This is a genomic window from Ferdinandcohnia sp. Marseille-Q9671 (genome assembly GCF_976954385.1).
In genome coordinates, this window is the sequence record NZ_CDRJTA010000004.1 from 1,425,763 (window position 1) to 1,440,224 (window position 14,462).

General features: G+C 38.6%; 14 protein-coding genes. All 14 read right to left on the minus strand.

Going from position 1 to position 14,462, the window contains the following annotated elements:
• Positions 1 to 4 precede the first annotated feature (4 nt).
• Positions 5 to 502: a TRAP transporter small permease gene (locus tag ACWNMY_RS22165; protein ID WP_449540415.1), complete on the minus strand. Its 498-nt coding sequence runs from the start codon at positions 500 to 502 to the stop codon at positions 5 to 7.
• 12 nt (positions 503 to 514) lie between these two features.
• Positions 515 to 1,531: a C4-dicarboxylate TRAP transporter substrate-binding protein gene (locus tag ACWNMY_RS22170; RefSeq protein ID WP_449540416.1), complete on the minus strand. Its 1,017-nt coding sequence runs from the start codon at positions 1,529 to 1,531 to the stop codon at positions 515 to 517.
• A gap of 98 nt (positions 1,532 to 1,629) precedes the next feature.
• Entirely contained in the window at positions 1,630 to 2,316 is a 687-nt protein-coding gene (locus ACWNMY_RS22175) for a GntR family transcriptional regulator (protein WP_449540417.1), read from the minus strand.
• A gap of 609 nt (positions 2,317 to 2,925) precedes the next feature.
• A complete protein-coding gene (locus tag ACWNMY_RS22180; protein WP_449540418.1) occupies positions 2,926 to 3,543 on the minus strand; it encodes a TetR/AcrR family transcriptional regulator in 618 nt (205 codons plus the stop codon).
• Entirely contained in the window at positions 3,497 to 4,768 is a 1,272-nt protein-coding gene (locus ACWNMY_RS22185) for an MFS transporter (protein ID WP_449540419.1), read from the minus strand. Before ACWNMY_RS22185 ends, ACWNMY_RS22180 begins: the two co-directional genes overlap by 47 nt.
• Before the next feature lie 249 nt (positions 4,769 to 5,017).
• Positions 5,018 to 5,338, minus strand: coding sequence for an AtuA-related protein (locus ACWNMY_RS22190; RefSeq protein WP_449540420.1), 321 nt, complete (start codon positions 5,336 to 5,338; stop codon positions 5,018 to 5,020).
• Positions 5,339 to 5,344: 6 nt separating this feature from the next.
• Positions 5,345 to 6,661 carry an acyclic terpene utilization AtuA family protein gene (locus ACWNMY_RS22195; RefSeq protein ID WP_449540421.1) on the minus strand — a complete coding sequence of 439 codons (1,317 nt, stop codon included), beginning with the start codon at positions 6,659 to 6,661 and terminating at the stop codon, positions 5,345 to 5,347.
• A gap of 7 nt (positions 6,662 to 6,668) precedes the next feature.
• Positions 6,669 to 7,964, minus strand: a complete 1,296-nt coding sequence (locus tag ACWNMY_RS22200; protein ID WP_449540422.1) for a CitMHS family transporter — start codon at positions 7,962 to 7,964, stop codon at positions 6,669 to 6,671.
• 239 nt (positions 7,965 to 8,203) lie between these two features.
• Entirely contained in the window at positions 8,204 to 9,316 is a 1,113-nt protein-coding gene (locus ACWNMY_RS22205; RefSeq protein ID WP_449540423.1) for a chitobiase/beta-hexosaminidase C-terminal domain-containing protein, read from the minus strand.
• A 253-nt stretch (positions 9,317 to 9,569) separates the two neighbouring features.
• The gene (locus tag ACWNMY_RS22210) at positions 9,570 to 10,940 is read right to left on the minus strand and encodes a sigma-54 interaction domain-containing protein (protein WP_449540424.1); all 1,371 of its coding nucleotides are present in this window, start codon (positions 10,938 to 10,940) and stop codon (positions 9,570 to 9,572) included.
• A 369-nt stretch (positions 10,941 to 11,309) separates the two neighbouring features.
• On the minus strand, positions 11,310 to 11,759 hold the full coding sequence (locus ACWNMY_RS22215) for an SMI1/KNR4 family protein (protein WP_449540425.1): 450 nt from the start codon (positions 11,757 to 11,759) through the stop codon (positions 11,310 to 11,312).
• A gap of 15 nt (positions 11,760 to 11,774) precedes the next feature.
• Positions 11,775 to 12,995 carry an HNH/ENDO VII family nuclease gene (locus ACWNMY_RS22220; RefSeq protein ID WP_449540426.1) on the minus strand — a complete coding sequence of 407 codons (1,221 nt, stop codon included), beginning with the start codon at positions 12,993 to 12,995 and terminating at the stop codon, positions 11,775 to 11,777.
• Entirely contained in the window at positions 12,992 to 13,303 is a 312-nt protein-coding gene (locus ACWNMY_RS22225; RefSeq protein WP_449540427.1) for a hypothetical protein, read from the minus strand. The genes ACWNMY_RS22220 and ACWNMY_RS22225 overlap by 4 nt, the downstream gene beginning before the upstream one ends.
• A gap of 426 nt (positions 13,304 to 13,729) precedes the next feature.
• Positions 13,730 to 14,161 carry a hypothetical protein gene (locus tag ACWNMY_RS22230; RefSeq protein WP_449540428.1) on the minus strand — a complete coding sequence of 144 codons (432 nt, stop codon included), beginning with the start codon at positions 14,159 to 14,161 and terminating at the stop codon, positions 13,730 to 13,732.
• Positions 14,162 to 14,462 lie beyond the last annotated feature (301 nt).

Here is a 14,462-nt window from a genome sequence, read left to right on the forward strand (position 1 = left end):
TATCTCACCCCTTTATATCTACATTTCCTGTAACACTTTTAGAAAAATTGAATTTTCCTACGATTTTTACAAGAATGGTAATAATCATTAAGATACTTCCCACAGGAACAGATAACGTGACCAAAGAATAGCTCATTGATAGATTGTTAATGACTCGCTCTGAATTCTCAATACTAAGCAGAATCCCGTAATATCCTAAGAAGATAAGAAATCCGATTACGAGTACATTCATTAACATTTCAATGCCTGCACGTATTTTTAATGGAAGTTTTTTTGTGAAAAAGTCGACACTTATATGCTTATCCTCACGCAAGCATCGGTTGGCGCCTAAGAAAATCGCCCAAACAAAGAGTAACTGAGCAAATTCAACGGACCAGGAGATGGGGGAACCCACCCATCTCATTACCGCTGCAAAGAATACAAAAATCACAATACCAATCATTAATACGTTCGTGACAAAATTTTCAGCTTTCACATACGCTTTAGCAAAATGTTTCATCATAGTTATCACTCTCTATTTTCCTAAAATTTTATTAATCTCTTTACGTAGGTCTTGATAGCCATCAAACTTGTCATAAACTCCCTCAGTTGCTTTCTTAAATGGTTCTATGTCTACCTCATTCACTTCCACACCAGCGTCTACTAACTTTTGTTCAAATTCAGAAGACTTTTTCAAAATATTCCCTGACGCTTCTTCCGCAGCTTTTACTGCCTCTTCATAGATAATCGTTTGATACTCCTCAGGAAGGGCTTTCATCCAATCGGCAGAAGTAACGAGACCTGTTAATAATTGAAAATGGCTTGTTTTCGTAATATGACTAATAACTTCTTGTAAGTTAGCACCAAATGTAGCTGAATGATGTGCTTCTGCAGCATCAATAACCCCTTGTTGAAGACCAGGATATACTTCCGCCCAAGCTAATCCAACCGGGCTTGCCCCCATCGCGGATACCGTTTCTAGAGAAATTGGAGAACCTGCAGTTCGCATTTGAATTCCTTTAAGGTCTTCTGGCTTTTCGATTGCTTTATTTGTTAAAAGGTGGCGATCACCTTGATACCAGTTAAATGAAAGAACTTGAAGATTGTGTTCATCTGCTAATTTTTGTTCCCAGCCTTTAAATAAATCAGACTGAACCACAGTATTTGCTTCTTCATAACTATCAACTAGATATGGAGCAGACAAGATTCCGATTTCATGAACCATCTCCGCTAGACGCCCAGCATCAGTCAGTACTGCGACATTTGCACCAACCTTTGCCTGTTCAATAATGTCATTATCCTCTCCAAGAGATCCTCCGCCAAAAATCTCGATCACTACTTCGCCATTTGTTTTCTCTTCTACACTTTCTTTAAGCGCAACCAATCCTTGATAAATAGGATCTGATTCAGTTAGAGCTGTGGCAACCTTTAATTTATACTCTTTACCCTTTTCCCCACTTCCATCACCTGACGCTTTATCCCCATTACACGCACTAAGTAACAACATGGCACAAACTAGTAAAATTGAAATCACTTTCCCCTTAACATTCATCTTCCGTTTCCCCCTAGATTTTAGATTTTCCGAAGACAATGGACGACAACCGACATATAAATGAAGCGCTTACAAATTTATTGAAATATAGGAAGCTTTTATTTAAAAAACGTACTATATTCTTTCTTCAAGTCATCTTTCTCAAATAACATTTTCTTCAAATGTTCTTCCATTGCTTTTTCTGCTAGATCAGGGTTTTTCTCTTCTATTGCTGTAATAATCGTTTGATGCTGAGATAAAATCAGATCCCAATTATAATTCGCTGCTAAACTCAACATTCGGAACCGATTCAAATGGGCATTCATTAATTGAATCACATTCCAAACAAGCTCTCTTCCACTTCCAGATGCAATCGTATAATGGAATTCTTCGTCTAATTCATACAGTCTCGTATAGTTCTTCTCTTCCACGCACAGTGTTTGCATACTAAGATTGTGTTTTAATTTCAAAAGAGATTCACTTGAAAAATTGGTACAAGCCTCTCTCACCGCTGCTCGTTCTAGATGTTCTCGAATAAACCTTGCTTCCTCTACATGATTCAAGTCAATTAACGATATGTATGTACCTCTTTGAGGATAAACTTCCAGTAAGTCTTCTTGTGCTAATTTTACGAAGGCCTCCCGAACCGGTGTCCGACTCACATTGATCATTTCGGAAATCTCTTTCTCTGAGATGCTTCTACCTGGCTCTAGCTTAAGAGAGATAATATTCTCTTTCAACACTTCATACACATAATCTCTTGTTGAATAATTGTTTACTTTATGTTTTGCACTTATATCAAACATTGGATTAACGCCCCTCCTTTTCTGTACGGATTTATCTTACCATATTACCATACTTGTATGGTAGTGTTTTTTGAAAATATTTATAATTTAAAAAATGAATATAGTTTCCGTTGATTAGAGTGCTCTTGTGTTTCCATATTATGGATGATGCGAATGCATGTCATAGAGCATAGCTGTTAAAAGCATTCGAATCTGGAAAGTACTTGCAGTTCTAGCTGATTATTAAGCTCTCGCTTCCATATAGTGGATGATGCGGTTGCTTTTCATAGAGCCGAGCTAGTAAAAGCATTCGCAAACTACATTTGCGAATGGTTATGCTGTAAATTTGTATAAAAAGCATTCGAATCTGGAAAGTAATTACAGTTCTAGCCAATTTTTGAGCTCTCGTTTCCATATAGTGGATGATGCGGTTGCATTTCATAGAGCCGAGCTGGTAAAAGCATTCGTAAACTACATTTGCGAATGCTTTTGTAGTCAATTTGTTTAAAAACCATTCAAATCTAGAAATGAAAGCGTCAAGGATACGTGAATCCTTCCAACACACATACCCCCATCCTGTTAAGGACGGGGGTGCGATAAAGGCAATACAGATAGTTACTTTGTTTTTATCTACTTTACTTCCAGTACATTTTTTAAGTTTTCCACGAACAACATAGATTGTTCCTTTACCTTTAGATCTTCCATTGGAAGGATCGCATAGCTTAGTGCAAGCCCATCCGTGAATGTGACAATAGACCGGGCAATGATTTCACTATCAAATGTAGTACTGAATTCTCCACTTTCTTGGCCGGCCCTAATAATATCCGCAAATAGAGTGACACCATACTGATAACGTTCTATACCAAACGCGCTTCGACGTTGATCATTTCTCCCTGTGATGAAGAATTCTAAATTACTTGGCACTAATGGGTCGATTTTATCATCTGGCTCTCGATCCTCACCAAACATTGTCAAAAGAAGCAAATCCCAATAAGAATCATTTGATTCATCCAGTAATTCCTTTGTTTCACTGACTTTTCTAGACTGGTTTTCTTTTAAAATAGCTTCATATAAGTCTTCTTTATTAGAGAAATAGTGATATAATCCTCCCCTGCTTACGTTAGCTGCATCCATTACATCCTTCATGGTTGCTCGTTCGTACCCAAGTTCGATAAATACTTGTGTAGCTGCTTCTAAAATATTAGCTCGTCGTTGCTTTAGGTGTTCCTCGCTGACTTTCGGAGACATCTTTCTTACTCCTCTCTATTTTATTCTTTGTAAAATACCCGATTACTGATAATAAGACCAAGAGTGAGGATGTGATCATAAATGTTGGAACGGCCCCTAGAATTGTGGAGAGCCACCCTCCTAGCAAAGGTCCGATAATGGTCGCTGTTGTTGTTACACTATTTATAACTCCAAACACCCTCCCAGTCATATGAACAGGCGTTTCAATTTGGACCGCTGCTTGAAATGGGATAAACACTAAGCTTGCTGAAAATCCTGCAAACATTCCTAGTAAAGGGGCCCAAATCATAGAAAAACGTATATCAAAATGAGTGAATACTGCTATGATACCAAAGCTAAGTCCCATTCCACAAACACCAATAAGCAACAAAGCAAAGGCGTTATAATTCGTTTTCTTCGCTAAAAGCAGCCCTGATAAAAACATACCAATCCCTGAGGAAGCCACTATATAGCCAAATAAATCCGGTGACGCTGTAGTAAGCTCTCGAATTAAGACAATGATTTGTGAGTCTGATAGCTGTAAGATCAAAAGGCTAAATCCTAAGAAAAATAGTCCTACAAGGATATATGTGTTGGATTTAATAAAAGTAAGGCCTAGTAAAAATTCTTTTTTGAAGGAAGTATCTGTTCTATCCTCGTTGCCATTTTCTTCTACAAATCGCTGAACCCCTCCCGGTAAAGACAGAATGAAAAGAGCAGATAGGAAAAACGTGACAGAGTTGATATAAAACACAGGATTTGTACCGAATGCCGTTACCAATACCCCACTCAGTAAAGGCCCCATTACCTTCGTACTGGAGTCGATCATAGACGTGATGGACATGGCACTTTTCATATCTTCTTGAGCAACAAATTCCTTTACTTTTCCGTTTTTTGCTGGAATAAATACAGTTGAAAACACCCCAATTGTAAACAAACATAGATACACAACCCATATGGTATCCGCAACCGTAAGAACAAGAATGAGCCCTGCCCGAACAAGATCAGATGTTATCATTAACGCCTTTCGATTAAACCGGTCTGCGACAGTTCCCGCTACAGGACCTAAAAGAGCCATTGGAACTGCCAGACATAGGATAAGAAGTGATACCTCCATCGGTGAAGCATTCCATTTCAGACCAACAAGTGTAATAATCGCCACCAAACTTAACCAATCTCCAAGACCCGATACTGCCTGCGCCATCATTAATGTTACATAATTTCTATTTTTCACTAACCCACTCATACCCTTGCCCTCCTTTAAAAACGACATGCATGTCGTTTTGTCTTACTATTATTATACCGACACTAGTGTCGTTTTGCAACACTATTTTCTAAAAAATATAAAAAAAACCTTAAAAGGCACAATGCCAAACAAGGTTTTAAGAAACGACTTATTCACTTGGTAAAACGTTGTCTTAACGTAGAGCTCCATAACTAAAATAAGGGATTAGACACATCACTACCATTCGCAATGATGTGTCTAACCCTTAGGTTAAAAGTTCCTCTCAATCTCCATTTCTAGTAATGCAGAGCTAATGCTCTTACCGTGAGTATCAATGGCGAGCGACGTGGTTACCCCACCCATTAAACTATCTTCGCAAACAAAGTTGAATGCTTTTATGTTAGGCAGTTCATATCTCGTTACTTTTCCTTTTACAATGTGCTTAAGGTGATGTTTTACTTTGTCAGCGGTGACAGTTGACGAAAGCCATTCGTAATTTTCCTCATGATATGGAATTAATGAGATATTAAGAGTATTTCCCTTGTCGCCTGAACGGCTATGGGCGATATCAATTAATTTTACTTTATTCATTTTGCTTCACTCCAAGACCTGTGTATTAACGTTGATTTCTTCTCGATTGATAAAGGTTGAAACAATTCCAATCACTTCTTCTACCCTTTTTCTAGCGCCCCCTCCACCTGCGGGACCGTTCGTATACAAGGACTCTACTTCATGCCCAATCCTGCTAGCTTCATCTTCCGTCTCACAAAGTGCAGCCACTCGAACTCGAACCTCATACGGTTGAAACCCAGCAAACTTGCCGTGATGAAGTGAAGAAACGCCAATTAAGTCTGATTTTAGCTCCGGGTAGTTTGGGAGAAGTCGCTTTTCTAGAATCTGTTGGGCTAACTCCCCTCGTTGGTAGGCAGATGAGCCTGCGTATGAAATTTCACCTTCGCCTAAGTAACCAGCGTGATAGCCAACTGAGACCTTGAACGTTTCTGGCTTCCTTTTTCCTGTTGCTCCGCGTACGAGAACGTTGTCTTTTCCGATTTCTTCAAGCTGGGCTGTAGTAAAGTCCGCAATGCAGTCTGGTGTGAAATATTGTTTCGGGTCATGAATTTCATAGAGTAATTGCTCTTTTACCGTTTGTAAATTTACAACGCCACCTGTACTGGCTAATTTTGTGATGGTCGCATTGCCATTCGGTTCGATAATAGCATATGGAAATCCAAGATGATCAAGCCCCTCGACATCTTTACGTCCAGGGTCGGCAAAATAGCCACCCGTAATTTGTCCTGCACATTCTAATAAATGACCGATTAATGTGCCTTGCCCCATCAAGTCATAGTTTTCAAGATCCCATTTATAATGGTGAACAATTGGCGCAAGGACCAGTGAAGGATCAGCCACTCTACCTGTTACAATGATATTGGCATCTGTTTCAAGTGCTGGGAGTAACGCCTCAATGCCAAGATAAGCATTCGCAGAAATAATAGGTTCGTATTCTTCGAGACGTTTACCTGATTCCCACACTTCACATTCTCCATTTACCCTGTCTACTACATCGTCACCGGTTACTGCTGCGACTTTACACGTTAGCCCCATTTCCTTCGCGATTTCCATGATTTTATTCGCAGCACTAACCGGATTGGCTGCCCCCATATTCGTAATCAAACGAACGTTCTTTTTTAATAAAAGTGGTAAGAGAACTCTGATACGTTCTTCAAGATAGATATTGTATCCATGTCTCGGATTCGTTTTCTTATGTTTTTGAGCTAGAGCAATGGTTCGCTCTGCTAATCCTTCTAAAATAAGATAATCTAGGTTTCCTTGTTCAACTAGTGCTATTGCCGGTTCAATACGGTCCCCTGCAAAGCCTGCTCCAGATCCAATTCGCAACAAAATAAACACTCCTCAATTAAAGAATCGAAATTGCGCCAGTTAGTAATGCGACAATCGTCATAACAATCGTAGTACCAAATGCCCATTTAAAAATAAAGCGCTGATGATCTCCAAGCTCTACACCGGCCAACCCAATTAAGAGGAATGTCGACGCTGTAAGCGGACTTAATGGAAACCCTGTTGTCATTTGTCCTAAGATCGCAGCGCGTCCAATCTCAGCTGGAGCAACGCCAAAAGCACTAGCTGTTTCACTTAAAATCGGTAAGACGCCAAAATAATAGGCATCTGGCGTGAACACTAAGCTAAGTGGCATACCAGTAATCGCAACAATCAATCCCATAAAAGAACCTGTGCTATCAGGGATTACACTTACCATTGCAGTAGCCATTGCTTCAATCATGCCTGTTCCAGATAGGACACCAGTAAAAATACCAGCAGCGAAGATGATCGTTACAACGGTAACCATTCCGGTTGCTTGTTCAGTAATTCGGTCTTGCTGATCCTTCGGTTTTGGATAGTTCACAATAAGTGCAAGAGCAAACGAAACCATAAACACAATAGGCAATGGTAACCAAACTTCTACAAGCGCGACAATTGTTAAAATCGTTAATAATAGGTTAAACCAATATAATTTTGGTCGTTTTAAGCTTAGTTCCTTTTCAGTTAATTCTTGGTTAAAATCGTACTGCAATTCTTTTACACCTAAACGTGCTCTCTCCTTTTTTCCTAATAGATAACTAACAAACAAGACCCAAATGAGTCCTGCAATCATTGCAGGGACAACGGGTGTGAATAACGTATTCGCATCCAATCCGAGTGCACTAGCAGCACGAGCTGTTGGCCCGCCCCATGGAACGAGATTCATCGTTCCGGCACTAAGTGCTACAACCCCCGCTAGCACTAGGCGACTCATACCCAATCGATCATAAAGCGGAAGCAAGGCAGGAATGGTAATTAAAAAGGTAGATGCTCCCGAACCATCAAGATGGGTTACCATGCCAATGACAGCTGTCCCTACTACAATTTTTAAAGGATCACCTTTAACCATTTTTAATACTTTAGAAATGATCGGATCAAATAAGCCAACACTGTTCATTAATCCAAAGAACAAAATCGCAAATGCTAACATAATCCCTGTCGGAGCAACTCCAGAAACCCCGTCTAAGATCATCGTACCTAGATTTGCTCGTTCACTCGTGAATAACCCAAACAAAATCGGCACCAAAATCAAAGCAACAATGACAGAAACTCGTTTCGATAGAATAAGATACAAAAAGATTGCAATCGTTAAAAAACCAAGTAACGCTAACATAAAATCCCCCTCTCATTTTTTAAAACGCTTACATAATATAGTTGCAAGTTACGTGCCAACTTTTAAACCCACTTATAGAGGACTTTTTTAGTGGTATCAGCAAGAAAGATTTCTAACAAATTAGAAAGGATTGTACAAAAAAACGGTATGGACCTTTACATAAAAGCATTTCTAAAACTTTAGAAGTCTTTCTTTCTATTTCTAAAGTTTTAGAAACGTGTACAGATTACATAAAACGATTAGTTCGGATTGACTTGGCTAAAGACCCATTCAACCATTTCATTCGTATCATACGCTGGTACCCATGAAGCATGATTGTAGCCTAAATCTTCAGGATATTCTGTATAAATTGGGTTTCCACCAGCTTCTCTGATTGCTGCAATGATATCTCTTGTGTGATCAACTGGAATAACACCATCGTCTTCAGCATGAAAAGCCCAAATTGGTTTGTCGACTAGCTTATGCGCTTCACTAGGATCTCCACCTCCTGCTATTGGAACCATAGCAGCAAATAAATCTGGGTATCGAATATTTAAATTAAATGTACCATATCCACCCTGGGACAATCCGGTTGAGTAGAGGCGGCTCTCATCAATAGTATATTCATCCAACACGTGTTGAAGAATTTCATAGGCTTTCCCCAGATCCATAGAAAACTCGAAAACCTTGCTTAAGTCTACGATATTATCAGTATTACGTGTCACAGTGAATCCACCGTCATGGACATTCCGAGCTTGCGGTGCCAGTACGAACGCTGGATGTTTCGCTTGATTTTCTGGAGCAGCCCAAATGATAGCACCATCATTTGCTAGAAGTTGTTTTTGATTATCAGTTCCTCGCTCTCCCCCACCATGTAAAAATAATACTAGCGGATAGGACTTAGTAGAGTCATAGTTAGCAGGGACATACAATCGGTACGGCATTCCGTCATAGGTAAAACTTTCGAATTGTTCAGCAATCGATTCTCTAGTTTCAAACTGGTAAGTAAATACAGCAACCTCACTATGGGTATTCCCTTTGCCCTTTTCCAAAGCTCTTCCATTTACGTTTCCACGAACGGATACTGCTTTAATCTCTGTGTCTTCATCAACAAGGATTGGTTCGGAATAAACCTGACCATGCTTTATCGGACTACTGCCATCTGTTGTATATAGAATTTTGACATTGGGTGTTGGTGAAGTTAACTCAACGAATTGAGATTTGTAATAGGAACCTGACGCGACTGAAGATTCAGGAGCAGCAACTTTGCCATGGTTTCCCTTAGCAAACGTATGTAAGCTAAACAAGGGCAATAAAAGGAGCGAGAACAAGAATGTTACAGTCATTTTTTTCAACATGCTTTTCTTAAACATTTCCATACCTCCCAATTTAAAATTTCAACTTGATAATAGTCCTCCTTTCTTCTTCAATGCACTCACATACAAATGTTGCAAGTTTTGTGCCAAAAAAAATAAGCCTCATTTTAAAAGGCTCTAACGGTAAGGTTGATTATTATTTTTCTTATAAGTTAGAAACCAAATGCTAGAATATGTGTTGTATCCTCTGACGGATAAGGCTTTCTATAAAACTAGAAGGATTTTCAGAGTTATTCTAAGAAACTAGAAATCACAAATTAATCTGGAGTTTTGACATTTTATTATAGAGGGATGCTAATGAAATGCCTAACTTTTTGGCGGCCGCTTTTTTGCCTTTCACCGTAATCCCTGTTTCTTGAAGCACGGCTACTATGGCCTTTCGTTCCGTTTCTCGTATCAGTTCCTCTAGAGATTGGAGATTTTGTGGTGCTCTTTTATGATGTTGAAATGCGAGTTTAATGGTTTCTGGGAGATTATCGAACGTAATTACATCATGGTCAGCCATGTTCATCGCATAATGAATCGTATTTTTTAATTCACGAATATTCCCTGGCCACTCATATTGAATGAGCGTATTCATAACATCTTCTTCCACTTCGAATTGTGTGGAATTACTTTGGTTGTCCATAAAAGAAGAAACAAACTTCGGAATATCATCCTTCCTCGCACGAAGTGGCGGAACTGCAAGATGGACGGTGTTAATTCTATAATACAGATCCTCGCGAAACCGTTCTTTTTTTACCATATTTACTAAATCCTTATTCGTTGCCGCAATGATTCGAACATCGATATGTTGCTCTTTTAATCCACCTATTTTTCGAAAGGTGCCTTCTTGTAGCACTCGAAGTAGCTTCGCCTGAAGGTCCATCGGCATGTCCCCTATTTCGTCAAGAAAAAGGGTCCCTTTGTTTGCTAGCTCAAACAGCCCAACCTTGCCGTCCTTTTTCGAATTCGTGAACGCACCTTCTTCATAGCCAAACAATTCACTCTCAAGAAGTGCACTCGGAATCGCAGCACAATTCACAGGGACGAACGGATATGCCTTTCTTGGACTAGCATGATGAATAGCCTGAGAGAAAAGCTCTTTTCCAGTACCAGATTCGCCTGTAATTAAAACATTTAAGTCCGTTGGCGCTATTTTCTTTGCTTGATGAATCACCTTTTTGAAACGTTGATTAGTACCAATCATATTAGAAAACGTATATTTCACTTGATGAATACGTCCTATCGCGTTCACCAGCTGATTGATCCGCTGCTTATTTTTCTTTAATTCTAGCGATAATTGATACACCTCAGGAATGCTCTTACAGACAGAGACTCCTCCAATAATTTCGTTATTATCATAGATGGGGGCCATATCGACTACATATTCCAGGCCCTTCTCTTTTCGAAACACTCCTTCTTGGGGTAGCCCTGTACTTACTACTGTAGGAAGTTGAGCACCAGGACGAACATCCGTCAGTGGCTTCCCAATGATTTGTTCCTTATCGACACCTGTAATATTTGTATATTCCTCATTCACTAGCTGAACAATCCCATCCTTGTCAATTACAAGTATCCCATCATGAACTGCCTCGATAATCCCCTCAAGCCATCCGATCCTATCACTTACTTTCAGCATTTGAACAGCTCCTTTATATCCATTAAGCCCCTACAAGTTAAAAATTGAACGAATTATCAAAATTATATGCCGAATAGTTAGGATTTAATCGGGGAAAATGGGAATTGTAGGATTAAATTATGAATAAGTGGACGACTTAATGGCTTGAAATATAGCAGAACTAATTCCGTTCCAGCTCTCATTAGGACCAGTGTCGTACTCGCTACATGCACATTGAATAGCATACATACAAAGATGTAAAGAAAATTCACTTATTTTACTATTGGGGCTATCATTAATTACATTGTAGATAACGTATTACGTAAGTTGCTCACAAAAAAGCACTTGTGCATAATATACAGCCAAGTGCTTTTTTGTTGTTTCTCTATCTTAAAAATCTTCTTCCCATGCTTCTTTTGCTTCCAACAACCTTTGAGATAAAAACTCATAAAAATTCTTTGCTGTATTGTAGTCATCAAGTCCCCCTGGTCTATTCCACGCTATTACCGGGCATTCATTATTTACCATTTCACTGATATATAGACAATAAGCATATTCTCCGGCATCTTCAATAACTACTAAATTCTTTTCCATTCCTAAATCTCTATATCTCTTTGTATTAACAACAACAGGAGCTCTATTTGACTTAGCCACTCCTAAAATATCAACTCCAAATAACCCCCCAGAACCATATGTAGTTAAAAACCACTTATAACTTTCTGGTAATTCTACCCCTAGCTCATTTTGGATAGAATTAATTTGACTATCATCTACTCCACCTGTAAAGTCATCTGATTCTTTATGTTCATTTATAAAATTTATTAATTCCTCTTTATTCAATCAAGGTTCCTCCTTTTACAATTCACTTTTATCTATTTGCTTAGCTCTCCATCTCCAATATTTACTTCTAAAGTTGTCATATTGCTTTTTTAATACAGGGTCATTTCTAAAGCTCCCACCATTTTCCACCAAACCATGCAATATTTTATTATATTCATCATGCATACTTGCAGGAATTTCCACCATTGATCCTGGCTCTCTTTGGATTAAATGATGAAGCTCTATAACTGTTCCATCTTTCCAAATTGGTGCTCTTCCTTTTTTCATTAATTGAAGATTTGTAATGCCAGTATCAGGATCGATTCTCTTAAAATCGATATCAATCCTTTGAAAAACCCTTCTGCTAATATCTCTTTCTTCTCCATTAACCTTCGTTATTCCAGTATAGTCCACAGCTTTATAGTTTTTATAGTCTTTACCCGTACCCTTAGTAACTCCTTCAACGCCATCTACACCCTTAACATCCACTTCATCCACTTTCGAGCTATTGATTCGTTGAATAAAATCCTTCGCATCGCCAAAGGCATCCCTAACGGTTTTGTTGACAACTCCAACTCCTGCTAATGCCTCTTGTCTGATTTGTGGAATGGGAATGTCTCCAATGCCTTTTTTGATTTTATCGAACCAGACTTTAGTAGCTGCAATTGGGTTTTTTACCACTTCATTATACACGGAGCGAAAAGCTTGTTGCACTCTTTTTGGGTCTAGCACATGTCGTATTTTCATGAATGCTTCTGGTGATTTTGCCAAGGCAGGAAGACCGGCATCGACTCCTTTGATTACTGCTCTTCCCCCAACACCTGCGGCTTTTGCCGGTGGAACAAATGTGAGTGCAAGAAATCCTACAGCTAGTACTCGATCTCCTGCTGAAAGCTTCTCACCAGTCACAGGGTCGTACTCGCTAAATACACGCTGAATGTCATACCAACCGACAAGCTCTAGCAAAAACTCTCCGACTTTCCCAGACATTTTTTGCTCATCATTCTTCATATTGGCAGCTGTGAGCTTCACTAATCGTTGGGCATCGTCAAGCTTGTTTTTGTATTTTTTGATTGAATATTTTAAATCAGCCTCTAAATGATGGATCGAACCTGGAACCACTCCTGGGAAATTGGCCAGCAAAGAAGAGAAGTGCCAGTTAATCGCATCCAAGGCATCATTACATTCCCGCTCCGCCTTACCAATTTGATCCGCAAACTCCTCCAACTCCTCCGCCTTGACCTTAATATCACTCATCTTAAGCCTTTCGCTTTGGCTAGCAATCTTCGAATCTCTTTATTGATCTCCCTTATTAATTGCTCACCCTGAACGTTTACTTTGTTCCCAGTACTATGCAACTCAGCCCCAATTTCATCATAGGCCTCTCTTGTCTGCCCTTTCCAGTTATACGCATATCTACTATGGGCAGATTGATACAGCTGCTTACTATTCCCCATTCGGCTTAATGCCTGGTTAATATTTGACCGATGGCCTTCTAAAATATTAACCATCAGTAAATACTTTCTGCGTTGAACTTTCCGTTCTATGTCGTCTAAGAGATCCATTATCCCTCTCCTCTTGGATATATTATATATTGTAAATTTTACCAATTAGGAGTGTGTATTTAATGATTCAAAAGTCATGAATATCAGTTTTACATTAAGGTCGAAAGGGCTATTTTTTGTTATGTTTTTAAAAGACGAGGAAGTTGTTACGAAAGTAATAGATGAGGAAATAAGCTTTAGTCAAACACCACTAGAGGCTTTAATCAGATTAGTGCAAAAAAATAAACCTAGATCTATTGAATAGACGTAGGTCATTTTATAGTAATTTTGCTTATTAGTTAAATGTCCATCGTAATCTGCTAGAAAATGAAGAAGAGTTAGAGGAGTATGGAGTAGAATAACTATCTATATACTGATATCCATTTTCGTTATCATATATCTCGCCGGACCAACTATTCGAATAAGTACTTTGCTTAATATCAAAATCTACAACTTGGATGAATCATAATCATAGTAAGACCCCTTGTTCCTAAGATAACCACCACCAGTAGATTCTGCCGTGCCTTTTACATCATAGTATGATGAAGTGGAATAATCATACAAACTACCTCTGTAGGATGCTCGTTCATATTGTGTAGGCTTGATATAGCTGTTTTCATATGATCTATCTATATATCTATTACGTATGTTCGAACGATAATTTGATTCTAATGGTTCGATACCATATCTACTAGTAGTATCGTACTCATAATCGTAATCATAATCATAATCATAACTTTGTGTATCATTATCATTCCAATCATATTCATCGATCATAAAATCATCAGATCTAACATTCCATCCATACTCTGCTGAAGATAGTGATGGCATTAGTAAAATCAATAAAGCAAATAAAGGAAATAGTACAATTTTCCTCAAGTGTTCTCCCCCTTTTAAAATAGCTACTCTGTCATTTTAATGGAGCTATTCCATTCTAGCCACACGCAATATTTTCCTTTTATTTTCCAATACCAACGTATTGTCGTACACATTAAATTTCAAACAATAAACCACATCTCATTTACATGTTCAATCAAGGGATTACTAACAAAACTATAACTAGTCTTAGGTCATTAGCCCTTGCGCTACTATTCTGATTTTTCGTTATTTAGTCTTGTACTCTAGTTATTTTATCATTATGATAATTATGTTGGTTATCTCATAAATACTAATATACTAA

Coding starts and splice junctions, on each gene's coding strand:
- ACWNMY_RS22200 (WP_449540422.1), bottom strand. CDS start 7,964: ATGTTAGCGTTACTTGGTTTTTTAACGATTGCAATCTTTTTGTATCTT.
- ACWNMY_RS22190 (WP_449540420.1), bottom strand. CDS start 5,338: ATGAATAAAGTAAAATTAATTGATATCGCCCATAGCCGTTCAGGCGAC.
- ACWNMY_RS22210 (WP_449540424.1), bottom strand. CDS start 10,940: ATGCTGAAAGTAAGTGATAGGATCGGATGGCTTGAGGGGATTATCGAG.
- ACWNMY_RS22175 (WP_449540417.1), bottom strand. CDS start 2,316: ATGTTTGATATAAGTGCAAAACATAAAGTAAACAATTATTCAACAAGA.
- ACWNMY_RS22170 (WP_449540416.1), bottom strand. CDS start 1,531: ATGAATGTTAAGGGGAAAGTGATTTCAATTTTACTAGTTTGTGCCATG.
- ACWNMY_RS22205 (WP_449540423.1), bottom strand. CDS start 9,316: ATGTTTAAGAAAAGCATGTTGAAAAAAATGACTGTAACATTCTTGTTC.
- ACWNMY_RS22220 (WP_449540426.1), bottom strand. CDS start 12,995: ATGAGTGATATTAAGGTCAAGGCGGAGGAGTTGGAGGAGTTTGCGGAT.
- ACWNMY_RS22225 (WP_449540427.1), bottom strand. CDS start 13,303: ATGGATCTCTTAGACGACATAGAACGGAAAGTTCAACGCAGAAAGTAT.
- ACWNMY_RS22165 (WP_449540415.1), bottom strand. CDS start 502: ATGATGAAACATTTTGCTAAAGCGTATGTGAAAGCTGAAAATTTTGTC.
- ACWNMY_RS22180 (WP_449540418.1), bottom strand. CDS start 3,543: ATGTCTCCGAAAGTCAGCGAGGAACACCTAAAGCAACGACGAGCTAAT.
- ACWNMY_RS22185 (WP_449540419.1), bottom strand. CDS start 4,768: ATGAGTGGGTTAGTGAAAAATAGAAATTATGTAACATTAATGATGGCG.